This window comes from Abyssogena phaseoliformis symbiont OG214, from assembly GCF_016592595.1.
GTDB lineage: Bacteria > Pseudomonadota > Gammaproteobacteria > PS1 > Pseudothioglobaceae > Ruthia.
On the sequence record NZ_AP012977.1, the window covers coordinates 1,490,980 to 1,517,001 of the forward strand.

Annotated in this window: 40 protein-coding genes and 1 pseudogene; 13 read left to right on the forward strand and 28 right to left on the reverse strand. The window is 36.2% G+C overall.

Going from position 1 to position 26,022, the window contains the following annotated elements:
• Nucleotides 1-30: 30 nt before the first annotated feature.
• Both CVPH_RS10410 and CVPH_RS09500 read right to left on the reverse strand, forming a co-directional pair.
• On the reverse strand, nt 31-591 hold the full coding sequence (locus tag CVPH_RS10410) for an AAA family ATPase (RefSeq protein ID WP_225879715.1): 561 nt from the start codon (nt 589-591) through the stop codon (nt 31-33).
• 5 nt (nt 592-596) lie between these two features.
• The gene (locus CVPH_RS09500; RefSeq protein ID WP_201341466.1) at nt 597-1,415 is read right to left on the reverse strand and encodes an NAD(+) kinase; all 819 of its coding nucleotides are present in this window, start codon (nt 1,413-1,415) and stop codon (nt 597-599) included.
• Between the two features lie 124 nt (nt 1,416-1,539).
• On the opposite strand from CVPH_RS09500, the gene grpE reads away from it, so the two are divergent.
• The gene (gene grpE, locus CVPH_RS09505; RefSeq protein ID WP_201341467.1) at nt 1,540-2,103 is read left to right on the forward strand and encodes a nucleotide exchange factor GrpE; all 564 of its coding nucleotides are present in this window, start codon (nt 1,540-1,542) and stop codon (nt 2,101-2,103) included.
• A gap of 450 nt (nt 2,104-2,553) precedes the next feature.
• On the opposite strand, the gene CVPH_RS09510 is transcribed toward grpE, so the two are convergent.
• From CVPH_RS09510 to CVPH_RS10420, 26 genes and pseudogenes are all read right to left on the reverse strand, one after another.
• Nucleotides 2,554-3,153 (reverse strand): formylglycine-generating enzyme family protein, encoded by a 600-nt coding sequence (locus CVPH_RS09510; protein WP_201341468.1) that lies wholly within the window; start codon nt 3,151-3,153, stop codon nt 2,554-2,556.
• 35 nt (nt 3,154-3,188) lie between these two features.
• The gene (locus CVPH_RS09515; protein ID WP_201341469.1) at nt 3,189-3,521 is read right to left on the reverse strand and encodes a hypothetical protein; all 333 of its coding nucleotides are present in this window, start codon (nt 3,519-3,521) and stop codon (nt 3,189-3,191) included.
• Nucleotides 3,505-3,879, reverse strand: coding sequence for a hypothetical protein (locus CVPH_RS09520; RefSeq protein ID WP_201341470.1), 375 nt, complete (start codon nt 3,877-3,879; stop codon nt 3,505-3,507). Before CVPH_RS09520 ends, CVPH_RS09515 begins: the two co-directional genes overlap by 17 nt.
• Before the next feature lie 408 nt (nt 3,880-4,287).
• Complete coding sequence (locus CVPH_RS09525; protein WP_201341471.1) at nt 4,288-4,521, reverse strand: hypothetical protein; 234 nt, start codon at nt 4,519-4,521, stop codon at nt 4,288-4,290.
• 187 nt (nt 4,522-4,708) lie between these two features.
• A complete protein-coding gene (locus CVPH_RS09530) occupies nt 4,709-5,002 on the reverse strand; it encodes a hypothetical protein (RefSeq protein ID WP_201341472.1) in 294 nt (97 codons plus the stop codon).
• A gap of 447 nt (nt 5,003-5,449) precedes the next feature.
• Nucleotides 5,450-5,674 carry a hypothetical protein gene (locus CVPH_RS09535; RefSeq protein WP_201341473.1) on the reverse strand — a complete coding sequence of 75 codons (225 nt, stop codon included), beginning with the start codon at nt 5,672-5,674 and terminating at the stop codon, nt 5,450-5,452.
• Nucleotides 5,675-5,804: 130 nt separating this feature from the next.
• Nucleotides 5,805-6,197: a hypothetical protein gene (locus CVPH_RS09540; protein WP_201341474.1), complete on the reverse strand. Its 393-nt coding sequence runs from the start codon at nt 6,195-6,197 to the stop codon at nt 5,805-5,807.
• Between the two features lie 174 nt (nt 6,198-6,371).
• Nucleotides 6,372-6,632 carry a secretin GspD/PilQ domain-containing protein gene (locus tag CVPH_RS09545; RefSeq protein WP_201341475.1) on the reverse strand — a complete coding sequence of 87 codons (261 nt, stop codon included), beginning with the start codon at nt 6,630-6,632 and terminating at the stop codon, nt 6,372-6,374.
• 465 nt (nt 6,633-7,097) lie between these two features.
• Entirely contained in the window at nt 7,098-7,592 is a 495-nt protein-coding gene (locus CVPH_RS09550) for an STN domain-containing protein (protein ID WP_201341476.1), read from the reverse strand.
• Between the two features lie 8 nt (nt 7,593-7,600).
• Complete coding sequence (locus tag CVPH_RS09555; protein WP_225879716.1) at nt 7,601-7,867, reverse strand: STN domain-containing protein; 267 nt, start codon at nt 7,865-7,867, stop codon at nt 7,601-7,603.
• Nucleotides 7,860-8,114 (reverse strand): hypothetical protein, encoded by a 255-nt coding sequence (locus tag CVPH_RS09560; RefSeq protein WP_201341478.1) that lies wholly within the window; start codon nt 8,112-8,114, stop codon nt 7,860-7,862. Before CVPH_RS09560 ends, CVPH_RS09555 begins: the two co-directional genes overlap by 8 nt.
• Before the next feature lie 87 nt (nt 8,115-8,201).
• Nucleotides 8,202-8,342, reverse strand: a complete 141-nt coding sequence (locus CVPH_RS09565; RefSeq protein WP_201341479.1) for a hypothetical protein — start codon at nt 8,340-8,342, stop codon at nt 8,202-8,204.
• A gap of 82 nt (nt 8,343-8,424) precedes the next feature.
• Nucleotides 8,425-8,967 (reverse strand): hypothetical protein, encoded by a 543-nt coding sequence (locus CVPH_RS09570; protein WP_225879717.1) that lies wholly within the window; start codon nt 8,965-8,967, stop codon nt 8,425-8,427.
• Between the two features lie 9 nt (nt 8,968-8,976).
• A pseudogene (locus tag CVPH_RS11345) lies at nt 8,977-9,129 on the reverse strand (tail fiber domain-containing protein); the annotation flags it as partial.
• A gap of 42 nt (nt 9,130-9,171) precedes the next feature.
• A complete protein-coding gene (locus tag CVPH_RS09575; protein ID WP_201341480.1) occupies nt 9,172-10,020 on the reverse strand; it encodes an autotransporter outer membrane beta-barrel domain-containing protein in 849 nt (282 codons plus the stop codon).
• A gap of 9 nt (nt 10,021-10,029) precedes the next feature.
• Entirely contained in the window at nt 10,030-10,290 is a 261-nt protein-coding gene (locus tag CVPH_RS09580) for a hypothetical protein (RefSeq protein WP_201341481.1), read from the reverse strand.
• Complete coding sequence (locus CVPH_RS09585; RefSeq protein WP_225879718.1) at nt 10,262-10,675, reverse strand: hypothetical protein; 414 nt, start codon at nt 10,673-10,675, stop codon at nt 10,262-10,264. Before CVPH_RS09585 ends, CVPH_RS09580 begins: the two co-directional genes overlap by 29 nt.
• Before the next feature lie 5 nt (nt 10,676-10,680).
• Nucleotides 10,681-11,253 carry a hypothetical protein gene (locus CVPH_RS09590; protein WP_201341483.1) on the reverse strand — a complete coding sequence of 191 codons (573 nt, stop codon included), beginning with the start codon at nt 11,251-11,253 and terminating at the stop codon, nt 10,681-10,683.
• A gap of 140 nt (nt 11,254-11,393) precedes the next feature.
• Nucleotides 11,394-11,666 carry a hypothetical protein gene (locus CVPH_RS09595; protein ID WP_201341484.1) on the reverse strand — a complete coding sequence of 91 codons (273 nt, stop codon included), beginning with the start codon at nt 11,664-11,666 and terminating at the stop codon, nt 11,394-11,396.
• A gap of 19 nt (nt 11,667-11,685) precedes the next feature.
• Complete coding sequence (locus CVPH_RS09600) at nt 11,686-11,967, reverse strand: hypothetical protein (protein WP_201341485.1); 282 nt, start codon at nt 11,965-11,967, stop codon at nt 11,686-11,688.
• Nucleotides 11,967-12,587 (reverse strand): hypothetical protein, encoded by a 621-nt coding sequence (locus CVPH_RS09605; protein ID WP_201341486.1) that lies wholly within the window; start codon nt 12,585-12,587, stop codon nt 11,967-11,969. The genes CVPH_RS09600 and CVPH_RS09605 overlap by 1 nt, the downstream gene beginning before the upstream one ends.
• A gap of 743 nt (nt 12,588-13,330) precedes the next feature.
• Nucleotides 13,331-13,675: a hypothetical protein gene (locus CVPH_RS09610; RefSeq protein WP_201341487.1), complete on the reverse strand. Its 345-nt coding sequence runs from the start codon at nt 13,673-13,675 to the stop codon at nt 13,331-13,333.
• 9 nt (nt 13,676-13,684) lie between these two features.
• On the reverse strand, nt 13,685-13,921 hold the full coding sequence (locus CVPH_RS09615) for a hypothetical protein (protein WP_201341488.1): 237 nt from the start codon (nt 13,919-13,921) through the stop codon (nt 13,685-13,687).
• 727 nt (nt 13,922-14,648) lie between these two features.
• Nucleotides 14,649-14,927, reverse strand: a complete 279-nt coding sequence (locus tag CVPH_RS09620) for a CDC27 family protein (RefSeq protein WP_225879719.1) — start codon at nt 14,925-14,927, stop codon at nt 14,649-14,651.
• Between the two features lie 358 nt (nt 14,928-15,285).
• Nucleotides 15,286-15,735, reverse strand: a complete 450-nt coding sequence (locus CVPH_RS09625; protein WP_201341490.1) for an O-antigen ligase family protein — start codon at nt 15,733-15,735, stop codon at nt 15,286-15,288.
• A 130-nt stretch (nt 15,736-15,865) separates the two neighbouring features.
• Nucleotides 15,866-16,039, reverse strand: a complete 174-nt coding sequence (locus CVPH_RS10420; RefSeq protein WP_225879720.1) for a hypothetical protein — start codon at nt 16,037-16,039, stop codon at nt 15,866-15,868.
• 179 nt (nt 16,040-16,218) lie between these two features.
• Here CVPH_RS10420 and CVPH_RS09630 point away from each other — a divergent pair, with 179 nt between their 5' ends.
• The 12 genes from CVPH_RS09630 to ubiE all read left to right on the forward strand — a co-directional run bounded on the left by CVPH_RS09630 (nt 16,219) and on the right by ubiE (nt 26,020).
• The gene (locus CVPH_RS09630) at nt 16,219-16,539 is read left to right on the forward strand and encodes an O-antigen ligase family protein (protein ID WP_201341491.1); all 321 of its coding nucleotides are present in this window, start codon (nt 16,219-16,221) and stop codon (nt 16,537-16,539) included.
• Nucleotides 16,540-16,564: 25 nt separating this feature from the next.
• On the forward strand, nt 16,565-16,993 hold the full coding sequence (locus CVPH_RS09635; RefSeq protein WP_201341492.1) for a hypothetical protein: 429 nt from the start codon (nt 16,565-16,567) through the stop codon (nt 16,991-16,993).
• A 245-nt stretch (nt 16,994-17,238) separates the two neighbouring features.
• Nucleotides 17,239-17,364, forward strand: a complete 126-nt coding sequence (locus CVPH_RS10895; protein ID WP_281064645.1) for a hypothetical protein — start codon at nt 17,239-17,241, stop codon at nt 17,362-17,364.
• 21 nt (nt 17,365-17,385) lie between these two features.
• Complete coding sequence (locus CVPH_RS09640) at nt 17,386-17,949, forward strand: thioredoxin family protein (protein ID WP_225879836.1); 564 nt, start codon at nt 17,386-17,388, stop codon at nt 17,947-17,949.
• Between the two features lie 241 nt (nt 17,950-18,190).
• Entirely contained in the window at nt 18,191-20,422 is a 2,232-nt protein-coding gene (locus CVPH_RS09645; RefSeq protein WP_201341494.1) for a protein-disulfide reductase DsbD, read from the forward strand.
• Between the two features lie 86 nt (nt 20,423-20,508).
• The gene (aroQ, locus tag CVPH_RS09650; protein ID WP_201341495.1) at nt 20,509-20,958 is read left to right on the forward strand and encodes a type II 3-dehydroquinate dehydratase; all 450 of its coding nucleotides are present in this window, start codon (nt 20,509-20,511) and stop codon (nt 20,956-20,958) included.
• Nucleotides 20,959-21,393: an acetyl-CoA carboxylase biotin carboxyl carrier protein gene (accB, locus tag CVPH_RS09655; protein WP_201341496.1), complete on the forward strand. Its 435-nt coding sequence runs from the start codon at nt 20,959-20,961 to the stop codon at nt 21,391-21,393. It abuts the gene before it with no gap.
• Nucleotides 21,394-21,398: 5 nt separating this feature from the next.
• Entirely contained in the window at nt 21,399-22,748 is a 1,350-nt protein-coding gene (gene accC / locus CVPH_RS09660; RefSeq protein WP_201341497.1) for an acetyl-CoA carboxylase biotin carboxylase subunit, read from the forward strand.
• A 3-nt stretch (nt 22,749-22,751) separates the two neighbouring features.
• Nucleotides 22,752-23,774: an N-acetyl-gamma-glutamyl-phosphate reductase gene (argC, locus tag CVPH_RS09665; RefSeq protein WP_201341498.1), complete on the forward strand. Its 1,023-nt coding sequence runs from the start codon at nt 22,752-22,754 to the stop codon at nt 23,772-23,774.
• A 9-nt stretch (nt 23,775-23,783) separates the two neighbouring features.
• Nucleotides 23,784-24,137, forward strand: a complete 354-nt coding sequence (gene erpA / locus CVPH_RS09670; protein ID WP_201341499.1) for an iron-sulfur cluster insertion protein ErpA — start codon at nt 23,784-23,786, stop codon at nt 24,135-24,137.
• Between the two features lie 3 nt (nt 24,138-24,140).
• Entirely contained in the window at nt 24,141-25,277 is a 1,137-nt protein-coding gene (locus CVPH_RS09675) for a citrate synthase (RefSeq protein WP_201341500.1), read from the forward strand.
• 2 nt (nt 25,278-25,279) lie between these two features.
• Nucleotides 25,280-26,020, forward strand: coding sequence for a bifunctional demethylmenaquinone methyltransferase/2-methoxy-6-polyprenyl-1,4-benzoquinol methylase UbiE (gene ubiE, locus CVPH_RS09680; protein ID WP_201341501.1), 741 nt, complete (start codon nt 25,280-25,282; stop codon nt 26,018-26,020).
• The last annotated feature ends 2 nt before the right edge of the window (nt 26,021-26,022 follow it).

Below are 26,022 nucleotides of genomic sequence, written 5' to 3' on the forward strand. Positions count from 1 at the left end.
TAACTCTTTGAGTTGGTGAGTGAGCAGCTCTTATTTTTGCAACTTCATTTGATGGTTATTATTCAGATCCTTAATTTGCTCGCTCACCTGTTTGTGTGCATTCACGACCAAATTAAGCGAAATACAAAGTGCCTGCGTATCAGCGTACATATCTAATAATTGCCGTTGTTGATTGGGGCGCAATAAAAGTTGATGCTCGTTTTGACCATGCATATCAACCAACAATTCACCGACACCGCGCATCACTGACAAAGGTACATTAATGCCATTAACAAACGCCCTTGAACGACCATCAGCATTCAATACTCTACGCAAAATGCACTCGCCCTCATCTTCTAGTAATTGCGCCTGAAGATGGTTTTGAATTTTTGGATAATGAGCCACATCAAAACTAGCACTGATTTCAGCCTTATCTGCGCAAAAACGCACCAAAGTAGCATCACTACAACCACCCAATGCCAAATTAAGAGCTTGTAAAAGAATGGATTTCCCTGTGCCTGTTTCACCCGTAACAACACTCATGCCTTGCTTAAAAGATAAATCTAGAACTTCAACAACAGCCAAATTTTTAACACTTAATTGAGACAGCATTTTGATTAAAACTTGCGACCCCAGTGTAATTTAGAGCGAATAATCTCAAAGTAGTCATAATCCTTAGGGTGTAATAAATGAATAAAACTACTGTGCTGTCGCACATGAATATTCTGCCCTGCTTTAATAGCAACCGAAGTTTGCCCATCAAAACTAACAATCGCCCCATCATCTGAATCTTTCACTTGAATCACCACTTCACTATCACCTGGCACCAACAAAGGACGATGGCTCATAGTATGCGGACAAATTGATACCAAGCCAATAGCGTTCACGCCTGGATGCATAATAGGACCACCACTGGATAGTGCATAAGCAGTTGATCCTGTTGGTGTGGTAATAATCAAACCATCAGCGCGTTGATTATTGACAAATTTGTCATCAATATAAACATCAAATTCAACCATTTTTAAATGCTCTTTTCGGTGAATAACCACATCATTCAATGCTAAAAAATTGTCTAATGCTTCGTTATTTTGCTCTATTTGGCAAGACAGCAGACAGCGCTCTTCTTTGGTGTATTCACCATTTAAAACCTCAGAGACGATATCAAACATGCCTGTTAATGGCACATCTGCCAAAAAGCCCAGCCGCCCAAGATTAATACCCAAAATTGGGATATTGTTATCAACAAAACTACGTGCCGTATTAAGTAGTGAGCCATCACCGCCTAAAACAATAATCAAGTCAGCCTGTTGAGCAATGCTTTTATCGTCAAACACCGCACCTACGCCCTGAATTGATAAAAATTCACGCAACTCAATAGCTGTATCTTCACTCACAGAATCGTTAGGTTTGGTAATAATGCCAATTGTGTTAAACATATTTGTTAATCATTAAGATTGAATTCTTTAAAAGAGTCACCATTATAATCAAGCACTTTGTGGGTAGTTTTGATCTTATCCATAATCAATACTTTTAACAAATATACATGAATTGAGCAACAAAATGACAAAAAAGAAACCAGAAAATAAGAACCAAAAAAACCCCTCAACAGAAAAAGAGGATATTGAAGCCGCCGTTAAAGCTGCCTCGCAAACACCTAAAGATGATGATTTGCAGGAACAACTAGCCCAAGCGCAACAATCTGCCAAAGATAATTGGGACAAACTTTTAAGGTCTCAAGCAGAAATGGAGAACCTCAAACGCCGCAACGCTAAAGATGTTGAAAATGCATACAAGTTTGCACTGGATGCTTTTGTCAAAGCATTACTCGAAGTCAAAGACTCGTTAAGCATGGGCATTAAAACTGCACAAGAAGAAAAGGCCACCGTTAAGCATATTGTTGAAGGGTTAGAAATGACCGATAAAGTTTTTCTATCAACCTTAGAAAAATTTGGCGTAGAAATGATTAACCCAAAAGGTGAAGCCTTTAACCCAGAATTACACGAAGCCGTGACCATGATACCCATGCCAGACAAAAACTCAAATTCTGTTTTAGAAGTCGTACAATTTGGTTTTACTTTAAATGGTCGCTTAGTTCGCCCAGCAATGGTGGTGGTAGTCCAATAGGTAATAAGTTTCCACAATTCAAGCAAGTCTCTAATAACAGAGTGAGTAATAAGATGGCTTACTACTCAAATCAAGTTTATAACGTAGATTGGTTGAGCGGGATAAAACTCCATTTTAGAAAATAGTTTTAAACTTGTCACAAGTTTTTGTTAGGTGCCGTCTATCTTGGTTTTACTCCACGCTCAAATAAAGCACCCAACCATACTTAGAATTTTAATTTATTCAAATAAAATATTGTGATTTAAGGTGCGTTGTTTTACTTTTTATTGCGTTGCCCATCCCCTATAACAACGATTATCTGTAGCAATACCGTATATATAACACCTTTATTTATTATTATTTTATCAAACACGCCTTTCTAATAAATCTAAAAAGGCGGTATTAATATGAAATTTACAAGAGGAAAAAACTTACCCGTTAGATTTAGATAAGCAGTATAGAATAATAAAACTAACCAATCATTACAATACGAAAACCAATTTCATCTGATTTTTCAGACTTGGGTATATATTGATAGTTTAAATCAACAAATTTTGCACTAATAGATTTCCAACTACCGCCTTTGGCAACTCTCTTTCGAGTGCTTTCATCAATAACCCACTCCCAAACATTACCAAGCATATCGTACAACTCCCATAGGTTAGGGCTTAGAGATTTAACAGACATTATAGACTCTGGTTGATTGTTGCAATAATAAACATTTACCTGGCTGCAGGTATTCCTCTTAACGCTCAGAGCGTTAGCATTAGCTGTGTATTTCCAATGGATGGACTTTGGTAGCATGTAGTATTTTTGGTGTTCTTTTGACATCCACTTAGCAAAGTCAACCGCCTCTTGCCAGCTAACATTAACAACAGGATTTTGTGCATTTTCAGCAATCACCTCATCTGACTTTCCTGTATTTAATAGAAATTTATTGTACTGGGCGTTAGTAATTTCGCCATCACTAATATAAAAATCATCAACACACTCTTCATTTGCAGACAAGGCACTCTCGGATGAATTTTCACTTACAATACACCCACCAAAAATAGTTCTTACTGCTTTCAATCATATGACACACCTAACTCTCTATCAACAGTTACCTAAAATTTTCTAAAATACTGTTTATTGCCTTCAATTATTTGATCAACTTTTAGAGAATCAATTTTGTTAATCTTAATATCGTTTAGACCAATCTCTGTAATACCAACACTTCTTTGTCTAGTTAGCGAATCTGCATCTTTTGAGTCTAGCAAATATACCGTATAAGTTTTCTCAGGATTTTTAATTTTAAAATTAACTGGCTTAATTTTTCCATCCAGGTTCATCTTAATTAGAATTTTTGACTTACGTGCATCATTCTTAAAATTCTGCGTCTCACTAATGGCAACAGGAACAGCCACATCATAATAAACTGCATCATCCGAATGCAACAATTCTAGCAGTAAAAACTTCTTTATCTGCATAATATTTAACATTGATCAATCTTAGTGTGCCTAATATTTCATTAATAGCGGTATTTAAAAGTCTAGAACGCATAGAGGAGGTAACTTGTTCTTGTCGTCTTTTCTGTTCCCAGTATATCTCATTGTTATAAGACTTGATTGCCGTATTATAAACACCAACCTTATTAATATAACTCTGTTTAATTGCATTTAATTTTTCTTGATAAATATTTTTCCTTTGTGCTAGCCTAATACGAAATTGCTTTGTTGTTTCAAATTCACCTTTAGCAATAATTGCAGGCGAAGGAATAGCTAGGTGGCTTGGTTTTCTTAGCTGAATAGGTGTCAACTTCAGTTGGTCTAAGTAACCAGTCTTGAATGCAGTCTTCCACAGACTTAAGTGCTAGATTAAAAGGCGCTTCTAAACGTTTTAGTAGTTTATTAGAGGGTTGATGATAATTGGATATTTTTTGTAAGATATCCTCCGCCTTTTAAACCTCTCCAGAGGTAACAAACCGCTTCGCTTTATTGTGCATTCCAGCCAATTCTTTACTACTATATCTAGTATGATCCAACTTGGATATAACAAAAGTTTTAACGATGCCGCTTTTAGATTGACAACCACTTGCTAATAAAACCAGTAAAGCACAAAAAAATAGCCATTTTAAACATTTCTCTATCCTTATTTTTTTAAAAATTATTTAATCACAAATTTCATCTGCGATTCTAAAAAAAATTTACACTAAAAAAGCTCTAATTAAGACAAACAATACAAATTGGAACAAACCCCAAAAGCATGATATTTATCGTTTATTTTGTCATCCCCACTGACTGGCGCCAAAATCTTACCCATTTTCTTATCAAATGTATATTTTAAAAAATATTTCTCTAAGCTGGCGTTATTTTTACCGTTATTGTCAATAGCAATATCAAGATTGCCGTTTTTATTTAACAAAGAATAGCCATGAGGTGTGCTTTTTAAATAATTCATACCCACTAAATGTTCGATTGAATTTAGCTAATGCCCAATATCATTAAAAAAATTCTGACTTGCTATTGTAATATTTACAATATGATCAAATGTAGTTTCTGTAAAACTTCTTTGAAAAAAATCAACCTTAGAAAAGCCAACATCAGGAAAACTAAAAAGAAAAACTAAGCCCAATAAACGCAACAAATCAATGCCTCGTAGGGTTTAAATAATGACTAAGCTGACTGATCTTTTTGTTTTTTTGAATTATCTTTTTACTACTCATTAGTTTAATTCTATCAATTTCATCATTTTTCTCCTCTAATTGAGACTCCAATGATTTATTTTTGTCTAGAATTAAACTTAGTCGTTTTAGCTTTTTAGCTAAATCCCTTAACGCATTTTCATTGTTAATATTACTATTTTGTTGTGAGCATTGCAAACCGCTACCTAATTTAACCATACAACCGTCAATTACATCGCCCTCTGAAACTAAAATCAATACATCGTTTATTTTGTAAACATAACACTGCCCGATTTACCCAACGCCAACAACAATTGCATTAAAAAATGCAATTGGCAATAATATCGCCAAAATTAAGAGTTTTTTATTATTATTTAACATCTTTGCTATCCTTTTTTTCTTGATATAATTTATTACTTAAATAGTTAAGCCCCAGTACTTCATTATCACCGTCTTCCCTGCCTACAATAACAGAGTCTGGGTTAATCTTACGAACAATAAAACCTTTAATATTACTTCCCTCTTTAACGCTGACTACATTACTATCAACACGAATAACAGCAGTACCACTGCTTGAATTTATTATTATTTCAAAAACCTTTGAGGCAATGTTTGCCTGATAGAGACTATGATAAATATCAACATTACTAATAATGTTATCTCTGGCAATTTTCTAATTTTATTACTTCACCTTCTAAACGTCGTTTAACAATTTGTTTTTTTTAAAACAGTAATCTTTTGTAAAAAAACATCGTCATCGCCAAATTCTACGACTAAATTTGGATCAAGCCTATCTTTTAATTTAACCTTGCCAGCATTTGATTTAACTATTTGCTCTATATCAGAAATCTTTTCATTCAAAACTTTTAAATTAAACAAGATAACTTCACTATCCTTGCTAGCAGATTTTTCAAAATCTGCATTAAGCATAAAAGAAGTGACTGAACTTACTAAAATAAATGAAATAAAGATAAATAAGTAATGTTTTGGTATTAGTTTGCACGTCCATAAATCCTTGTATTGAATAATGCCTGGGCATTACTTCCGATTAATTGATTAATCACAACAAAATCGCGCATGTTTTTGTTGACTTGTTGTAAGAAATAAACCTGTTGCCAGAAGTCACCTTAACAGTAATTTCAATATCCTTAAACTGTCCAATTCTATTGATACCCTCTACAGCTATAGTATTTTCGTTAATATTAGAGATATTAAATTTATCAAGTAATATTTGAAGTAAATTTCTCAAAATTTGCATACTTTTATCAATTGAATTAAGTTTCAAATTGCCTTCAATATTTAACAGTTCTTGCATTAATTTCGTATCACTTTGACTAATTTTACTGATTTTTTTACTAAAGTTATAACCATCAACAAATTGAAAATAACTTAAATATAGTAAAGCAATTGACAAAAGTGGTAATATAAATTTTAATTTATCCTTAAGTTTCATCAATCTAAATAAATGGTGTATTTATTATTATCTTTACTAACATACACGTAATGAATAATACTCTTAAAAGAGCGGCTGGCATAATTGGATCAAAGTTATTATTTTTTACCGCCAAACCAGCCTTATTATGCAACTCTTTGGAAAGTTTAATAGCAAAACCCCTATTGTTTTGCATTACTTGTTTTTATAATAACTTGAGCTGATATAAACCACCAAACTCACAAAAAATATTACAACAATTTTAGGTGAGAACTCAATTAAATTGTTATTAGCCATTAGTGAAAACTCACTAACGCCTGATGACTCATTCTTGGTTTGAAACAAGTTACCAAGGAAAGATACGCTACCTAAACCTGGCGTTGTAGAATTTTTCTTTTTACTGCTTTCTACCGCCAAGCCACCAATAACCAAACTCTCGTCGTTACGTATTGGCACAACGGTTTGAGTTTAACGCATACTGATGGTTGGCGCTTCTATATTTGGTACGCCTTCACTGCTAACTAAACGCATCTCCTCCAATAAAGTTAATTCTGGAGAGATATACAGAATTACCTCTGTATCAGAAATAATATGTGGCAAGAGGTAAAAATTAAGCCCTGTTTGTAAAGATTTAAGATTTGATGTATACCGAGTAATATCAGATGAAGAGGTGCTAGAGTCACCCCTGCCGCATAGAAAATAGTTTTACCCACAGTTAGTGAACCGATTGTATTGTTAGCTACGCGAATAGAAGGACGAGACATAACTGCAACATCACCAAATTTCTTTAAAGCATTGGTATAAGACCTTGTTGTATTGCCGCCTTTTGTCCAGGCCAATGTAAAGTTAGCACCGTTTGACCCCGCCAAATGTAGAGGCTCTTGAAGCGCCAACACGAGTTAAATCACCAGCAACTACAGTCTAATCAACACCAAATTTCTCTTCTTCAGTTAAGTCAACTTCGGTAATAACACCACTGATTGAAACTGATCTAGACATAGATTTATTCACACTTACTAGAAAATTGCCAATTCTATCAACAACATCGGCTCTATCTTTTACCCAAATCATACCCAGTTCTTTATGAATAACAACTCGGCCACTATCGGTTAGAAACTTTTCAATGGTTGCTGTTAGATTACTCAAAGTAGCAGTGCCTCCACTAGAAATGGCCTTACCGGCAGAAAAATCGATTGCTTTGTCGTTTTTGTCCTTAGAAGTCTTAGTACTCGTTTCTTCCCTTGAAGAACTGACATTAAATGATTGTTCAATCAGTGGAAAACTAACCGTAAATAATTGTTCTTTGTCACGGAAAATAATATAACTTTTTGCTTCTTTTTTCCAAACAATATTAAGTTGTGCTAGCAATCTATCTAGTGCCATCTCAATTGGCAAGTCTTTGAATTCAACACTCACCAACGCTTTCAAACTCTCTTCAGCGCCCCGTCTCTAACAATATAGGAAATATCGCCTAGTATGGTATTTAAAACAACATCTAGCGGTTGATTAAATGCACGAAAAGTAATACGTTTTTGTTTAATGACTAAAATACCGCCAGTCGTTCGAGTATAAGAAAGCCCAACAGGTTTTAGTATTTGATGCAAAGCCTGGTTTACAGCAAGGTTTATTACCTCCAAAGAAACCAGCACGTTCGCATTGATGCCTTCGCTATAATTAACCTCATCAACCAAAGTTGGCAATACTGTTTTTAACAGCCTGATTAAAAATCGTCAGGGTGACCTTTCTATTAAACAACTCAACTTCTTGTTCAATAACCGGGTAATTTTTAACTTTGGGTGCGGCATCTTGATAATTACTACTGACAACAGCAACTTTCTCTCTATGATTTTTAATATTCTCTGCTGAATAATCACTACAGCCACTAACTAAGATACTGGTTGATATAAAACCAATGCCAACTGTTTTTAAAACTTTCATTACAATACACTTCCTTTTTTTGTTGTAAACATCTTCTATGCTATACTATGAAAATATTGGAAATTCCATGGCAATTTTTACTGCCAATTAGGCAAGAAATTCTTGATAAGACACAATCTTAAAAACCAGTGCCTTAATACTAATATCTTTTTTCTTAAAATTTAAATCAAGAACAGCAATATTATTGCCTATTCTAATAGTTTTTGGATAAATGATACTGATTATCAATCACAACTGCATCAGTTGGTTTTCCAAAAAAAATTAACTGCAACGCCAAGCACAATGGCGATAATAATTTTAATACCTAAATTCATTCTAGACGTCCTCCATCTCTATGCCAACCTTTTGCACCTGTACAAATATAGAACTTTTCACTATTTACTAAAACACCAATATTACCAGTGTCTGATCTTTTATTACACTTGCTAATATTTGACTCTACTTCAAACACATCAAACTTAGACGCCATATTGCTTGCCCAAACATTACCATCCGACAAATAAACGCCCTTAACCGATAAATAACCCTGTGCACCGCTGCCAGCTGTTTTATCAGTTTTAATACTGATTAAATTACCTATTTCACTTGAACACTTAATATTGAATTCATTGCCACTGATATTAATATCAGTACTCAACTCTAGGCTATTGGCATATAAGTTATTATCCTTATCGATCACTATTTTATTATTGATGCTAAGTGCTTGGTTTAGATTAATTGATTCATTGCTAATGGTAGATGCTTTAGACAACTCATCGACTTTGTTTTGTTGCAACTGGAAGCCTTTAACTAAGACAGGAATCAACCTGGCTTCACTAACACCTAACAAACTTGGGCTAAGATTTGACACCATTGGGGCATAAACTGCTTGGACTTCTTGAGCAATAAAACCAGTGACTAACTCACCATTAGGATTGCTCTTTCTGTGGAAATCTACAATTCTAAGATTAGATAAAATGTGTATGGCATCAATGTTGGTATTTTGAATGTCTTGTTTAGTTCTTCTGTCAGACAGGTTGACTAATGAGAAGTTGGAGCCGTTATACCTGTAATGAACCTACTTAAGGGTTTGGCGTATCATAAAAAGAAACCATAGCAGTAGGACTCCATTAACTGAGGTGATAATTTTAAGTACAGTGCCAGTATCGCCATTAATCGTTACTGCGCCGACTACATCTAGGTCTCCAGCAATGCTAACACCTGTAGAGTTATTAACTACCAGGGTATCCGTATTAACCTTAAAACTACCGCTATTAATGTTGATGTTAATATCAGCACCATCAGCAGTGATTGAATTAAGTGAAGTGTCGCCAACATTAGTAACATCATTGTTGTTTAAATTAAATCCTGTTGCGCTGATTGTGCCGATGTTGGTTAGGTTGTTAGCATTAAAATTAATGCCTGTACTAGCACCAGATACAGCATTGCTGATCACGTTGCCAGTGATGATGCAGTTTGAACCGCTGATAGCACTGCCATCTAGCTCTACGGCTTTGTTGATAATGAGTTTTTGATTGTCGGTGTCAAAGGTTAGATACTCGTTGCCAGTTGTACCAATCACTAGCGCTATACTTTGTCCAGAGGTTAAATTAAAGGCCATGGTACTACCATTGACACTTAAAGTGTTTAATACAATGCCATCAACGTTGGTAATATCACCACTGTTTAAATCAAGTGCTATTGTGCCGATTGTGCCAATATTAGTCAAATTGTCTCCAGAAAAATCAATGTCTGTAGCAATTGCATTGCTAATCACATTGCCAGTGATGTTAATATCGCCAATTCGGGCACTGCTGATTAGAGTTATGCCATCAATACCACTGATACTACCGCCGGTGATGAGTTTTTCATTACCATCAGTGGTGTCAAAGGTTAGATAATTATTAGTATCTTCACCAATAACCAAGGCTTTAGGCTAGTTATCAGTCAGCTTAAAAGTCATGGTGTTGCCATTAGCACTTAAAGTTTTCAGTTGGATATCATCAGCATTGCCAATATTTCCTGAATCGCCAGTAAATACCAGCCCTTCTGCGGTTGTAGTTCCAGTGGTTATAAGGTTGCTACTACCGAAATCAATATCACCGGTAGAGTTGATACTACTGCCACTTAACGTTAAGCTACCGACCCTGATTGACTCAATTGGATTGTTACTGCCAATGGTGAGTTTTGATATCAATTGTGCCTGATGACATTTTAAAATTGTTTAAATTATTACCATTTTGGCTTAAGAATAACTTGCATGTGTCAGTATCAAACACTAAATAATCATCCGTACTACCCCCAATGGCTAATGCCTGGTTTTGATTGTCCTTAAGCGTAATAGCCCAAACATTAGTATTGGCTGATATGTCATTAAGGCCCATATTATTAATATCAACAATTTTGCCAGTGCTTAGATATAAATCTGCTTTAAAAGTGCTGTCAGTTCTTAGATTATTATTGCCAAAACTAATATCAGTTATCGAAGTAATGTTATTGCCACTCAAAGTTAAACTACCAACTCTAATGTTAGTAATAGGGGTATTCGTGCCAAGCTCTACCCCCATCAATGCTACCAGCATTAATATTATTTAAAATCAGATGCGCCGACTTGGGAATCAAAAGACAAGTTGGTGAAATTTACAGAAACTGCTGTGTTTGCGCCAATAATGGTGTTGTCAATATTGCCACCAGTAATAGTAAAATTTAAACCACTAATGTTGGCATCTAATTCTAAGTTCTGTGAAACAACTATCTTGCTATTTACTGTATCAAACCTTAGATATTCGTTAACGCCTTGCCTAACAACAAGCGCGCTGGCTTGATTGTTTTTAAGATTAATATCTATGCCTGACCCTGTTTGAGCATTAATACTATCAAGCTTAACATCGCCTGCATCAATCAAATTACCGGCTGTAAAATCAAGATTGCTAGCAGTCGAAAAAGTAAATGACCCTGCAATAATATCATTATTCGAGAAATTAATACCATTTACATTCGTAGCCCTAATGGTATTTTTACTAAAGGTTAAACTGCCCACTTTAAAAAAAGATGCTGGCGTGTCAACTCCGATGCTAACACCATCAATAGAACCGCCACTAATGTTAAAGCAATTACCCTGAATTATATTCTCGCCTAACGTTGTGGTTTTGCTAGACAATATTTCTTTATTTAAGGTATTAAATTTTAAATACTCAATCGCGCCACTTTCAATAATTAAAGCATCTTCCTCGCCATCATTTAATTCTAAAACCGTGGCATCTGCTTTGATGGTATTGACTGATAAACTATTAACATTAACTATGTCATTACCCCCAAGGTAACAGTACCACTAAAAGTGGCATTACCATCTTTATCCAAAACCATTGCAACTTTTTCATTGGTAATAAGCTCAAAAGAATATGAATCCTTTGTTCCAATAGACATTGTAGAAGCTTTTGTATCACAACCCAAGTGTACCAATTTCTCATCTGATGGAAATATTTGCCACCCAATCCTATCCTTAATGTACATCTCACCTTCACTAGAATTAAAAGCTAAGGAGCCATTACCAATATCATCAGGGTCAGGCAACGAACTTAAATCATTAATACTATAACCAATTCATATTATTTGCATCAGTATGTAAAGAAAAAAGCCCTCCTTGTGCTGAAACCTTGGTTTGGATTTCTTTCTCAGCTTCAATTGACTTGGCTGTCGCCGTTCCACTAACATCCAAGGTGTAACCACTACTAGGATTTTTTCCAATACCTGCGCTAGAATTAACTGTATCTAAAATTAAAGTGTTGTTATTGCCAAATGAATAAGCAGCAGTACTAGTCATATCGGTTTGAAAGTTAATACCTTCTGCCTTTAAAAACCAAATTAGCAGCATCAAGAGTGGACATTTTCAATGTCATTAGCGACTACACCAATCGTTAAGTCCTGAATTTTTATATTATCTTTATAAGAAACTTCTCCTCCGCCAACACTTGAAAGGTTTATATCTCCAATGCTGAGTGCGTCACTACTGTAAATATTGCCAGCAACAGCAACATCATCTTTTACTGATATAGAATTGTTATTCTTAACTAAAATATTATCCGGTTTGCCAATTTTAATATTTCTAGTATTTAAATCTTTTAAGGTTGTCAAGGTTGCGTAATTTTGATTATCGCTAGTAGCAATAGCTATCGTGCCCTTATTGCGCTCAATGCCATCGATTTTAATTTTATTATCGCTACCAATCTTGCTATACACAACAGCAATTTCTGGCAATATATCTAATGTAACAATATCATTATCGTTGATTTTTTTTGCAACAATATTTTCTAAATTAGCGTCGCTAACATCCTTAAGTGAATCAGTTTTAAGAGGGTTAAATTCTGATACTTTGTCCATATCCAGTATCAATTCAGCACTTTGAATATTGGCAATATTTAAACTCTTAATTGTGCTGTTTTCACTGAAACCTAATAGATACTTATCGCCAGAATAATAAATACTGGCACTCACTTCTTTTTCAACTTTGGCACCTTTGTCAAAAGATATTCGATGACAATCTAAACTAAACTGATTAGTTTCAATAAGTAGTCCTTGACAATCATATTGTCCAGCCCTTATGCGATCACGCTTACTAGACCTGCCAATTTCTTCATCAGATTCTAGTAACTTTTCACTGCTTTTTACCTCTTCTCCAAAGCCAGAATTAGCATAAGGGTTACTTTTAATATTACCGGTCTTTAGTGCTTGCTCTTCTCGGTATTTTTTATAATTAACACTGTCAACAAAAAATTTTCCATTTTTAGTACCAAATGTCCACGGAAGCCCCCAAGGGTCTTTTTTCTCAAAATAAAAATCATGCTTAATGGCGGTGGTTTATGCGTATTCACAAATTTGAAGAATACTGGTTGCACTTTCGTTGTTATTTTTGACGTTTAGAGCTTTTAGAAATTTTCTAAAAATAGCCGATTGCTTCAATGGCTTTAGCTATTTTAGCCTCCTCAATTAGCTGTTTTTTGGCGGCAAGAGTGGTGCTTGTTGCTAATAGCAACAATAAGCATAAAAAAATATTTTTTAAAGCCATTTTTTGCACTTACTTTATTTTCTTGCGCCTAAATGGACGGGATATAATCATGCCTAACATCAATCCTATAAAACCACCAACAACATCCCAAACCGCTTGCTTGTCTTTTGTTAGGTTTAAATCTTCTATTTTTAAAGCTCGCTCTAGCGAAAATACTTTAATGTCATCAGAACTAGGAGGTACGTCTTTTAAGTCTTTCTAATTCCTGTTGTTCAAAATCCGCATCAACCTCTTGCTTGTCAATAGCAAATCTTATTCTGTCAACTTCAGAATCAAGCTGCCAATAACCTTGAAGGTACAATAAATCACCAGAACGGCTTTCTTTTGACAGGCTATCAACCCCAATAGAAGTGGCAATCCCTTTATTTTTAGCTATTTTTAATGCCTGCTCATATCTATTTATTTTTCTGCCTAACTCTTTATCCCCTCCTTGTGCCTCAACATACCTAGTATCAATTTCGAATTTAATATCCTGTTTTTTATCATTGATTTTTTTTGCAGAATTTCTAATCAACAAAGCAACTGTTTAACTAGCAGAAAATGACAAGAAGCCATCTAACCGTTGTTTGGTAATTTCTGGTTTTTTAATATCTATTGAAACCATGACACTATCAGTGTCCTCACCAATCCGAGCCCTTCGTTTAATCTTTAACTTTGGGTAAAACTGATTATCATTTGAAAACCGTTTGGCCATCCTTTCTGATTTAATATTCTTAATAAAATCTTCAAAAATAACTCGTTTATCAACGAAACTACCGACCAAGGGTAATTACAAAGCTTTGATATCAAAAACATTAGGAGGGGCATGACAACACCCACTCTAAAAATTTCTGACTTTGGACTGCTGTTAATTTGAGATGAAAAAAGTACCGAGCTAATAATGATACACATTATAATGGTAATCTGTTCTAATATTGAACAGCGGCTTCAGTGACCAATGAAATTTTTCGTGCTGCTTATCTTGCTCTTGATAAGAGATATCTTTTTCACTATATCGTGCCTCTGAGTCTGAGTATATATCGCTTAAATAGGTAGATAGGTAGAATAATAAAATTTATCATCGCCTTCAAACTTTTCTTGCTTTTTGCATCATAATTGAAAATCAAAAAAAATCTCCGTAATTTTACCTTAAAATTTTCATCTTCATATTACTAACAAGCTTAGGATTTGGACAATTTGCACTCTTATTCTTCATTACCAAATCAAAATGTACACTAGCATTTTCATTATTCCTTCTTGTAATATAAAATATAATCATATTATTTTCAACTGAACATTGATAGCCCTGGTACTTTATATATTTTTGGTATAAGTCCAATGTGTGTTTTTGCAGACCACTATAAGAAACACTAAAAGCAAGCAAAAAACGGTAACTAGGCTCATCTAACGCCAAAAAACTTTCCTTTTGAAAATAAAGCTCTTCAAATGCTTGTTGAAACTTTTGAGTATCTTGTTTTTGTTGATAAATTTTTAGCTCAATAACGTTTGCCCTATATGAACCTATAGGCGCTTGTTTCTTTTAATTTTGTTACTATTTTTAACGCTTGGTCATATTTTTTTTGCTTAAACAGCGCATAAGCATATCGATACAGTGAATCGTTTGCATCAAGCCAGTACATTAGTATTTTTTCTTCAAGCTTAATAACGTTTTGATAATTTTGACGCTTAAAATGAAGTTGCGGCAAAAAGCCTAATATATTTTGAGTTTCTAAGTGGTAAACAAGTGGATTTATGTTGTTCAAGCGGCTAAATTTTAAAGTTTGATTCATGTTGTTCAAAGTAGAATAAAGCCCAACCCACTGGTAATAATAAAAACAAACACCCAAAATCCAAATATAATTTGGCATAGAGTTTGACTGAAATTTAGCTCAGTTAGTCTTATTTTTTGGCAAAAACTGCTCTGATTTCTTAGCAAGAAATCCAGCATAGAAACCAAACAAAACTGCTGGCATTGCCAACTGGTGAGGAAAGCTAAATTGCATATTTACAAATAAGGCGCTTAAACATACAAATAGTAAATAATAAAACCATGCATTGGCATTGTCTTCTAGTTTAACTATCTTCCAAAGTGCGGACAAAAGTGCCACAACAACAATAAAAAATAAACCCAGCCCAACAAACCCAAGATCAACGCCGATCTCTAACGTGTCGTTGTGCACTCTTTTGGTAGGACAATACATTCCACGAACCATAACCACCTTGAATTTCATTGTCAAACCAAGTACCGAGGCCCGTGCCAAACCATGGAGAATCCTTAATCATGTGCCAAGCCACTTGCCAAATTTGATAACGAGAATATTCACTATTGATTGCGTCTTCACCAATTGTAGAAACGGCGGAAGAAAGCTCATGCCAGAATGGTGTCCAACCATCACTGGAGAAGTTAATCAGTAAAAAGACATAGTGCAACAACAAATATACTGGCATTTCTTTTACTTTTATTCCAAAAAACCAGTATGCTAGTCGTCTTCGTTGAGCGATTAAGAAGACTAAAATTAAAACAAACTCTATAAAAATACTAAGCCATGCGCCTCTGGTTTTGGTGTAAAAAATAAACGCCATTATTAATGCCGCCATAATGGCCAAAAGCCAAGTTCCTTTGTTGTTGATTTTGTATGCATAACAATACAAAGCATGCGTTATTGGTCTTTTCTATATTGATTATCGCCACGCTGTCCGCTCCTTGGTTTGACACAAGTTTTTATAATTATTTCTTTGTTAAAGCGTACGTCACTTCATTTGCTGTGTTTGTTGCAATTTTATAGCTGATTGTATTTTTTGCTTTTATGTTAATAAGAATGATTAACAACCAACCAAAAAGCCTTAATCTTGTCACCTTGTCATTAGTGACTTCTGCTGTGCTCATTGTATTAATAGGCATATCGCAACATTTATTTTCCTACCCTATGTTGCAAGGCTCAATTAATCCCGCAGCAACATTTGGCAATAAAAATATGTCCGCACAACCATTCGTGTTTATTTTGCCATTGGGTTTATATCTTTTGCATAATACTCAAAAGATCTTATCAACACTATTTGGCAACTTTTGCAATATCCTTAGTGCTGATTTTTGTGCTTTATACTCAAACACATGCAGTATGGCTTGCGGTGTCATTTGGACTCTTGGTAATTTTTATATTACTATTTTCTGGTAGATTTAAACTTAATTGGGATCCAGAAAAAACTTATGACAGCCTTGTGGCATTGCTGTTTCTACTGATTATGATTAATTTTTCATCCAGTGGTTTTGAACCATTTTGGCACCACATTAATCAAGCCACAATCACCGCATTGGGTGATTACAGCAACGCCAATTATTCACGTTTTAACATTTGGGCGATTGCGCTTGATATGTTCAATAGCTCGCTTTTTTTGGCGTAGATCTGGTAGTTTTATGCATAACGAAATGGTGAAAGGGTTCCATACCATAGGTACAATAGATTATCAGCGAGTACATAATGATTTATTAGAGTTGTTGGTTGAGTTGGGGCTATTTGGCGTTGTGTTGTTTATTTTGGTTGTATTTTTTTTAATTCAAGCGGTCATTAGATGTGCCAAAAATCAACAAAAAAATGCTTTATTTTACATATTATCATTGATTGGTATTTTGGCTTCGTTCGTTGACACCAAAAAAATTAGATATTTGAACATGGCTGATAGCATTATTTATCATCAAGATTTACAAACCGTGCTAAAAAATCTAGCCTATAGTTATGATAAAATAGGCACGCCTATTTTAAATATACGGGTTGAGAATAAAAATTTGACTTATTGGGAGAATAATTTTTCATTAGAAAAGCTCGCAACTTATATAAAGTTGGTCGGTATGAATTAGCGTTAAAGACATTGCGAAAAGCCAAACATAATCAGCCAAAAGGTAATTATAATCTTGATAAACACCAAGCAAAATAAAACACTAGCTAGACAAGAATGAGCACTTGTTCAAAACAAACCCTCACTTTGAAAAAATTATTGCCAACTTTTTACCAGTACATTAATCAATATTCAGATATTAAATCAAAGAGCAGCAGTTTACAGAAATAAACATAATAGGCTTTAAGAAATCGTAATGAGGTATTTATGAAAGTTTTTAATCTAAAGTTTGCTATCCTTGCTTTATCAATGCTTGTTGATATTGTCAATGCACAACCGCCAATAAAATCAGGCGTAGTTACTGGTGGTGTGTCTCATGCAATGCTGCCTTGATTTAAAGACAGTTTTTTAGAAATTGCTGACGATGCTGATGAGGCAAAGCAGAGTAATAAACATGTGTTGTTATTCTTTCATTTAGATGAATGTCCTTATTGTGATCAAATGGTGAAAGATTTTAATCAACCGTCGCTTAAAAAATTTATTCAACAACATTTTGATGTGATTGCTATTAATATTCGAGGCGAGAAAGAAGTGGCGATTAATGAAAATCAACCGTTGAGTGAGAAAGAACTGGCAGCACAAGTCGAAGTGCAATATACACCGACTGTGCTTTTTTTAAATCAAAAAAATGAGGTGGTAGCACGAACAAATAGCTATCGCAAGCCTAAAAAATTGAAAAAAGTTTTAGACTATGTATATAGCAAAGCATATACAGAATTAACCTTAGCACAATATATTGAAACGACTAAAAAAACGAGCGATCGCCAACCACAAAGCCACGAAATGTTTCAAAAAATTAAGGGTTTTTCCGCCCTTAAAACACCATTAGCCATAATTTTTGAAGATAAAGGTTGCGACGCTTGTGCTTATTTTTATAACACAACGCTCAAAGACAGCGCTGTCGTCAATAGAGTTTAACGCTTTTAGTGTGGTTCGTTTTAATGTTGATGCCACACAAGCTATTATTGGTAATAAAGGCAATCAAACCACACCTAAAGACTAGGCCGCAACAACTCAAGCTTAACTACTGATCTGGCATTGTCTTATTCAATGAGGACAATGAAATTACTCGTATTGATGGAGGTTTTATACAATTTTCATTTGTTGCAACTAAGCGTATAACATACTAAGGCACAATTGATACATTGAGGAAAGAGGCATGAAACGTTTATTACTACCCTTATTTTTATTATTATCCGCATTTTCATTAGTGCAGGTAGAAGATGATTTATTACCAGTAGATAAGGCGTTTGTCTTTAAGGCTAGCGTGGTTAATAACGAGATACTGCTTAATTGGGATATTGCTAAAGGTTACTATCTTTATAAAGAAAAAATTAAGATTTCTGCTGATTTTTCAGCCCAGTTAGGCAATGCTAAGTTCCCAACAGCAAAGATTAGAAATGATGAATTTTTTGGCAAAATTGGGGTTTATCGTGATAATGCCGTGGTGGTGGTTCCTGTGCTTAAAGGCGATACCGAGTCTATTTTATTAACTGTTAGTTATCAAGGTTGTGCCGATTTGGGCGTTTGTTACCCACCTATTACTAAATCAGTTGCGCTTAGCATCGGCTCAATGCGCTCGACCTCCTTGACTGATAATGTATTTAATCTATTTTCACGAGTCACTAATAAGGCGCAATCAATTGTTGAAAAAATCATTCCAATCTCTGATGAGCCTCTACCTGCAGATGATGCATTTAAATTTTCAGTGGTGGCAATTGATGCCAATACGCTACTAGTAAAATGGACTATTCATCAAGAATATTATTTATATCATGATAAGTTTTTCTTTGATATCAAAGGGGCAAAATTTGGCGATATTGTTTTTCCAAAAGGAAAAATTAAAGACGATGAGTTTTTTGGCAAAATTGAGGTTCATAAAGGCGTATTAGAAGTTAAGATTCCGCTTATTAATGTCAGTAATCAACCAATTACTTTTATCGTTAAATATCAAGGCTGCTGGGAGGGCGGTGTTTGCTATCCACCACAAGAAAAAACCAAAGACATTACGTTGCTTTCTCAGGTTGACGACTCTAATATCAATACCGCACCTGAAAAGCCACAAGCGCCTAGTATCGAGCAAGTTGAATTAAACGAAACCGACCAAATTACTGCGCTACTTCAACAAGACAACATATTGCTAGTATTAGCAAGTTTCTTTGGCTTTGGCTTATTACTGTCATTAACCCCTTGTGTGTTTCCAATGATTCCAATTCTGTCAGGTATTATTGTGGGTCAAAAAGGCGAAGTTAGCACTAAAAAAGCGCTAATTATGTCCATTGTATTTGTATTGTCCATGAGCATAACCTATTCAATTGCGGGTGTATTGGCAGGCTATTTTGGTGAAAATTTACAAGTGTTGTTCCAAACCCCTTGGATACTGGCTATTTTTAGTTTGATTTTTGTCGCCTTGGCATTTTCTATGTTTGGTTATTATGAAATCCAACTGCCTGCCAATTTACAAGGAAAAATTACAAAAATAAGCAATGGCCAAGAAGGTGGGCACTTAATTGGTGTGGCTATTATGGGATTTTTATCAGCGCTCATTGTGGGGCCTTGCGTTGCGCCACCGCTAGCAGGTGCGTTGATTTATATTGGGCAAACTGGCGATACATTATTAGGTGGGTTGTCGCTGTTTGTAATGAGTTTAGGTATGGGCGCGCCACTTGTTGCGATTGGCGCAGGCATAAGCAAACTGCCTAAAGCAGGCGGCTGGATGGATAATATTAAATACGTCTTTGGTATTTTAATGCTAGCCGTAGCAATTTATCTACTTGATAGAATCATCTCACCCCTTACGTCACTTGTATTATGGGCGATGCTCACTACCATATCACCAATTGCTATGGGTGCATTGAGCACACAAACAAGCACTTCAAGCCCTTGGCAACGTATCTTTAAAGCATTAGGCTTAATCATACTGGGCTATGGTATCTTGCTTTGGATATTGGTGGCACGTGGTGGTGGCGATATGTTCCAACCGCTATCAGGTTGGGGGGCGTCAAGTATAACAACTGAATCAGTCCATATAAAATTTGAACGCGTCAAATCGGTGAATGAGCTAGACCAAATTCTAGCAAAAGCGAAGAGTAACAACCAAATTGTTATGCTAGACTTTTATGCTGACTGGTGTATCTCTTGTAAAGAGCTTGAGCGCTTTGTGTTTTCTAATGCCAGTGTGGTTAACGAAATGGCTATGGCTAATGTCATTGCACTTCAAGCCGACGTGACTGAAAACAATGCCAACGATAAAGCATTAATGAAACGATTTGGTCTTGTTGGCCCGCCTGCTATTTTGTTTTTCAACAATGATATTGAAAATCGCTCGCAAAGAATTATTGGCGAGATTAACGCACAAGACTTTCTCAGCCACCTCAATAAAACCAAATAAAATAAGCGAAAATGCGGATAAAACCAACTATCGTACACGGTATTGGTGGTAAAATCGTTTTTATTTAAATTTTTCTTGTTAACAAAATGGATGTTCTTTTATTAAACGGTCCTAACCTTAATCTGCTTGGTACTCGCGAGCCTGATTATTACGGCGCACAAACACTGGATGACATTACCAGTAATCTTGCAAAAATAGCAAACGATGCTGGACTTATACTTGAACACCATCAAGACAATTCAGAAGCAGGATTGATTGAACATATTCACAACGCTACAAATAACGGCGTTCAATATATCATTATCAACCCTGCAGCTTTCACACACACGTCAGTCGCTTTGCGTGATGCCCTGCTCGCTGTAGGTATTGAGTTCACTGAAGTTCATTTGTCTAATGTGTATAAGCGTGAAGACTTCCGTAAACAATCTTATTTTTCAGACATTGCACAAGGCGTCATTTCAGGCTTTCGCGCCCAAGGCTATGAATTTGCACTACAAGCCGCAATTCAACATATTCAACAATTAAAGAGGTCATGAATGGACATCCGTAAAGTAAAAAAATTAATGGAATTGCTAGAACAATCTGGCATGAGTGAAATTGAAATTGTTGAGGGTAAAGAGTCCGTGCGTATTTCGCGCTATGGCAACGCACCAGTAGCAATAGCAGCCCCTGTAGTAGCGCCAGCAGAAGTTCCTACAATGGCAGTACCATCTGAAGATAGTGCGCCAACAGTAGATGGTCATCCGATTACTTCACCTATGGTTGGTACTTTTTATGGCGCAGCATCGCCCACGTCTGATGCTTTTATTAAAATTGGTCAACACGTCAACCAAGGTGATACAATTTGTATCGTTGAAGCCATGAAAATCATGAACCAAATTGAGGCAGACCAACCTGGAACAGTCACTGAAATCTTATGTACAGATGGCGATGCAGTTGAATTTGGTCAAACACTAGTCGTCATTCAATGACGTCAATGAATAAAATTCGCAAAGTTCTCATTGCTAATCGTGGTGAAATTGCGCTTAGAATTTTAAGAGCTTGTAAGGAGCTAGGTATCAAAACCGTTGCTGTGTATTCAACAGCAGACAAAAACCTTAAGCATGTGCGCTTGTCTGACGAGGCTGTGTGCATTGGCCCACACCCATCAAAAGACAGTTATTTAAACATCCCTGCACTGATTGCTGCTGCAGAAGTTACTCACGCTGATGCCATTCATCCTGGCTATGGTTTTTTATCTGAAAGTGCAGATTTTGCACAACGCGTTGAAGAAAGTGGTTTTATTTTTATTGGCCCACATGCAGATAATATTCGCGTCATGGGCGATAAAGTTACCGCTATTAGAGCCATGCAAAAATATGGCGTACCTTGTGTACCTGGATCAGATGGTGGTTTGACTGAAGATGCTGCCCAAAACACCAAACTTGCTCGTGATATTGGCTTTCCAATTATCATCAAAGCCTCTGGCGGTGGCGGTGGTCGTGGCATGCGCGTGGTTGAAAAAGAAGCCGACCTACTTGATTCGATTGAGCTAACTAAAACAGAAGCGCTTAACTTTTTTGGCAACGGCGAAGTATATATGGAGAAATTTTTAACCACGCCTAGGCATGTTGAAATTCAAATATTAGCTGACGAGCATGGCAATGCTGTGCACTTAGGCGAACGCGACTGCTCGATGCAAAGACGCCATCAAAAAGTGGTAGAAGAAGCACCAGCACCTGGCACCACACCGGAATTGCGCCAAAAAATCGGTAGTGCTTGTACGGATGCTTGTAAAGCCATTAACTATCGCGGCGCTGGCACGTTTGAATTTTTATTTGAAAATGATGAATTCTATTTCATTGAAATGAATACTCGCGTTCAGGTGGAACACCCTGTCACCGAAATGATTACTGGTATTGATATTGTGCGTGAACAAATACGCATTGCTGATGGTCAAACACTTTCATTTACACAGGATGATGTGAAAATCAAAGGCCATGCGATTGAATGCCGTATTAATGCTGAAGACCCTAATAATTTTATGCCTTCACCAGGAAAAATCACCCAATATCATGTCGCTGGCGGTTTAGGCGTACGTGTCGATTCACACATATATAATGGCTATACCGTACCACCCCATTACGATTCTATGATTGGAAAATTGATTACTTTTGCTGATACTCGACTAGGCGCCATTATCAAAATGCAAAATGCACTTGATGAAATGGTGATTGATGGTATTAAAACCAATATCGCCTTGCAAAGAAGAATTATGAATGACAAAACCTTCCAAAAAGGCGGTATGAATATCCACTATCTCGAAAAAATGTTGGGAGCTCACTAGTATATGATTAAAGTAGGCATTATTGGCGCTACTGGGTACACAGGGCTGGAGCTTATGCGTCTTTTACATAACCACCCAAGTGCAAAAATTATTGCCCTATGTTCAAGGGCAAATGCTGGTAAAGCCGTTGTTGAAGAATTTCCCAGCCTAATAGGCTATGTTGATCTTAAATTTATTGCGCCAAATGATAAGACATTATTTAAGTGCGACGTCATTTTCTTTGCCACACCACATGGCGTAGCTATGAATAGCACTGGTCAATTCCTAGACAAAGGCATCAAAATAATTGACTTAAGTGCTGATTTTCGTATTAAAGACAGTACTGAATGGAGCAAATGGTACGGCATGGCACACACACAAAGTGCTTTGTTAAAAAATGCCGTTTATGGCTTGCCTGAAGTTTACAGCTCACAAATCAAAAACGCCGCCTTGGTTGCCAACCCTGGATGCTACCCGACTGCAATCACGCTAGCACTTAAGCCTTTGCTTGAAGCAAATGTCATTGACACAAAAAGCATTATCGCTGATTGCAAATCAGGCGTTAGTGGCGCAGGCAGAGATGCGAATATTGCCACACTTTTTTGCGAAGTAAACGACTCCTTAAAGCCTTATAATGTTAATCAACACCGTCACAAACCTGAAACACAACAAGTGCTAACAGACATTGCAAATACAGATGTGGATTTTATCTTTACCCCACACCTGGTACCTATGACTCGGGGCATGCTTGCCAGTGTTTACGTTGATTTAACAAAGGATATCGATGCACAAGAATTGTTTGAAAATCACTACCAAGACAACAAATTTGTTCATATATTGCCAATTGGCATTTATCCACAAACCAAATCAGTTAAAGGCACGAATAATTGCCATATTGGTATTCAAAAATCAAACAACAAACTTATTATTATGACGGTTATTGATAACGTAGGTAAGGGCGCCTCAGGACAAGCCATACAAAACATGAACCTCATGTTTGGACTTGATGAAGGCTTAGGATTGGAACAAATTGGCTTATTGCCATAGGGGAGTAATATGGAAACAGGACAAGTTTTAGAAAAAGCAGACATTACTTTTAGCAACAATGCGGCTAAAAAAGTATCAATACTCATTGAAGAGGAAAAAAATAACAACTTGCATTTACGTGTTTATATTACAGGCGGTGGTTGTTCTGGCTTTTCCTATGGTTTTACTTTTGACGAAACCTACAAAGAGGGTGACTCAAGCGTTGATAACAGTGGCGTACAATTAGTCGTTGACCCCATGAGTTATCAATACTTAATTGGTGCAACCGTTGATTATTTAGAAGACTTACAAGGCGCACGCTTTATTATCCACAACCCAAATGCTAAAACCACTTGTGGTTGCGGTTCATCTTTTTCGGTATAAATTATGATTGAATATATCCCGGGCTTGGCAGGTGTTCCTGCAACAGAATCTTCTGTTTCTTCTATTGATGGAAAAAATGGTATTTTGGCTTATCGTGGCTACTCAATTGAGGACTTGGTTAAACACGCCTCTTTTGAAGAAGTGTCTATGCTACTTCGAGATGGAGAACTACCAGACAAAAACAAACTAGATAACTTTAAACATGTTTTACACAAACGTTATGAAGTAAAGCGCAACATCCGTTCTATGATGTGGTCTTTGCCTACCAATGGACATCCGATGGATGTTTTACAAACTGCCATTGCCGCTATGGCAACATTCTATCCTGGTGCAGACGCACAAAACCCAGACTCTATCTATACACAAAGTGCGTTGACTAAAATTATTTCTAACATGAGCACTCTGGTGGCAATGTGGGCACGCATTAGTGCTGGTTATGACCCCATTCCTCCCAGCAGGGGAATGTCCTACGCTAAGAACTTTCTATATATGTCCTTTGGAGAAGAGCCTGATGATGATATTGTCAAGCTTTTTGATGCCTGTTTAATTCTGCATGCAGAACATACCATTAATGCCTCAACTTTTTCTGCCATGGTAACCGCTTCTACGCTTGCTAATCCATTTGCTTCGATTTCGGCTGCAGTTGGCACTTTAGCAGGCTCCTTACATGGTGGTGCAAATGAAGATGTGCTTAAAATGTTGGATGAAATTGGCGATGCTAAAAATGCTCGTGGTTATATTAAAAACCGCCTAGAAAACAAACAAGTCATTTGGGGTATGGGGCATAGAGAATATAGCATTAAAGACCCTCGCGCAAGTATTTTACAAGCCATGATTGAGGCCTATATCAAAAAATCTAACATGCGTCTTTCTAAACGCTTTGAAACTGCACTAGAGGTAGAAAGAATTTGTGAAGAATTGCTATCAAGCAAAGGTGTTTATCCAAATGTAGATTTTTACTCAGGCATTTTATATGCTGAAATTTTCAAAATTCCACAAACACACTTTACGCCTATTTTTGCCATGGCTCGTTCTGCTGGCTGGACAGCTCATTGGCACGAACAAGTTGGGCATAACCGCATTTTCAGGCCCACACAAATCTACACAGGGGCTGATTTTAGAGATTATCCTAAAAAATAATCATGGAAAATACCACACATTTTGGATTCAAGCAGGTTGCCACAAACGACAAACAAAGTTTGGTTAGGGATGTTTTTAACTCTGTCGCAAGTAAATATGACTTAATGAACGATGTCTTATCCTTTGGTGCGCACCGCCTTTGGAAGCGTTATACGATTGCTTCAAGTAATGTTAAGGCTGGCGACAAAGTACTAGACATTGCTGGTGGAACGGGTGATTTAGCCATTGAATTTAGGAAAAAAGTAGGTGATAATGGGCAGGTCATACTAAGCGATATTAACGCTGCTATGCTGAATGAAGGCCGTAAAAACTTAACCAATAAAGGTATTTTTGGGGTTGATTTTGTGCAACTCAATGCGCAATACCTACCCTTTGATAGCAATACATTTGATTGTGTCAGCATTGCCTTTGGTCTTAGAAACGTGACTGATAAAGACCAAGCACTCAAAGAAATGTATCGTATCTTGAAGCCTGGTAGCTGTTTGTTGATTTTAGAATTTTCAACAACCGACTCTGCATTATTAAAAAAATTATACGACTTTTATTCGTTCAATATTATGCCAAAACTCGGTGGTATTATTGCTGGTGACGAAGCCTCATATCAATATTTAGCTGAATCAATCCGCAAACATCCAGACCAAGAAACCCTTAAAAACATGGTGCTGAACGCCGGATTCGACTTTTGTGAATATCATAATTTATCAGGCGGCATTGTTGCCTTGCATAAAGGTATCAAAGTATAAAG

What these genes read in the sequence shown, in the direction of transcription:
- CVPH_RS10410 (WP_225879715.1), bottom strand. Translation starts at nt 591, where the DNA reads ATGCTGTCTCAATTAAGTGTTAAAAATTTGGCTGTTGTTGAAGTTCTA.
- CVPH_RS09500 (WP_201341466.1), bottom strand. Translation starts at nt 1,415, where the DNA reads ATGTTTAACACAATTGGCATTATTACCAAACCTAACGATTCTGTGAGT.
- grpE (WP_201341467.1), top strand. Translation starts at nt 1,540, where the DNA reads ATGACAAAAAAGAAACCAGAAAATAAGAACCAAAAAAACCCCTCAACA.
- CVPH_RS09525 (WP_201341471.1), bottom strand. Translation starts at nt 4,521, where the DNA reads ATGAATTATTTAAAAAGCACACCTCATGGCTATTCTTTGTTAAATAAA.
- CVPH_RS09535 (WP_201341473.1), bottom strand. Translation starts at nt 5,674, where the DNA reads ATGCTTAATGCAGATTTTGAAAAATCTGCTAGCAAGGATAGTGAAGTT.
- CVPH_RS09540 (WP_201341474.1), bottom strand. Translation starts at nt 6,197, where the DNA reads ATGAAACTTAAGGATAAATTAAAATTTATATTACCACTTTTGTCAATT.
- CVPH_RS09560 (WP_201341478.1), bottom strand. Translation starts at nt 8,114, where the DNA reads ATGAAAGTTTTAAAAACAGTTGGCATTGGTTTTATATCAACCAGTATC.
- CVPH_RS09570 (WP_225879717.1), bottom strand. Translation starts at nt 8,967, where the DNA reads ATGGTGTCAAATCTTAGCCCAAGTTTGTTAGGTGTTAGTGAAGCCAGG.
- CVPH_RS09585 (WP_225879718.1), bottom strand. Translation starts at nt 10,675, where the DNA reads ATGCTGGTAGCATTGATGGGGGTAGAGCTTGGCACGAATACCCCTATT.
- CVPH_RS09600 (WP_201341485.1), bottom strand. Translation starts at nt 11,967, where the DNA reads ATGCTGCTAATTTGGTTTTTAAAGGCAGAAGGTATTAACTTTCAAACC.
- CVPH_RS09620 (WP_225879719.1), bottom strand. Translation starts at nt 14,927, where the DNA reads ATGAATCAAACTTTAAAATTTAGCCGCTTGAACAACATAAATCCACTT.
- CVPH_RS09625 (WP_201341490.1), bottom strand. Translation starts at nt 15,735, where the DNA reads ATGGCGGCATTAATAATGGCGTTTATTTTTTACACCAAAACCAGAGGC.
- CVPH_RS10420 (WP_225879720.1), bottom strand. Translation starts at nt 16,039, where the DNA reads ATGCCTATTAATACAATGAGCACAGCAGAAGTCACTAATGACAAGGTG.
- CVPH_RS09635 (WP_201341492.1), top strand. Translation starts at nt 16,565, where the DNA reads ATGGTGAAAGGGTTCCATACCATAGGTACAATAGATTATCAGCGAGTA.
- CVPH_RS10895 (WP_281064645.1), top strand. Translation starts at nt 17,239, where the DNA reads ATGAAAGTTTTTAATCTAAAGTTTGCTATCCTTGCTTTATCAATGCTT.
- CVPH_RS09645 (WP_201341494.1), top strand. Translation starts at nt 18,191, where the DNA reads ATGAAACGTTTATTACTACCCTTATTTTTATTATTATCCGCATTTTCA.
- aroQ (WP_201341495.1), top strand. Translation starts at nt 20,509, where the DNA reads ATGGATGTTCTTTTATTAAACGGTCCTAACCTTAATCTGCTTGGTACT.
- accB (WP_201341496.1), top strand. Translation starts at nt 20,959, where the DNA reads ATGGACATCCGTAAAGTAAAAAAATTAATGGAATTGCTAGAACAATCT.
- accC (WP_201341497.1), top strand. Translation starts at nt 21,399, where the DNA reads ATGAATAAAATTCGCAAAGTTCTCATTGCTAATCGTGGTGAAATTGCG.
- argC (WP_201341498.1), top strand. Translation starts at nt 22,752, where the DNA reads ATGATTAAAGTAGGCATTATTGGCGCTACTGGGTACACAGGGCTGGAG.
- erpA (WP_201341499.1), top strand. Translation starts at nt 23,784, where the DNA reads ATGGAAACAGGACAAGTTTTAGAAAAAGCAGACATTACTTTTAGCAAC.
- CVPH_RS09675 (WP_201341500.1), top strand. Translation starts at nt 24,141, where the DNA reads ATGATTGAATATATCCCGGGCTTGGCAGGTGTTCCTGCAACAGAATCT.
- ubiE (WP_201341501.1), top strand. Translation starts at nt 25,280, where the DNA reads ATGGAAAATACCACACATTTTGGATTCAAGCAGGTTGCCACAAACGAC.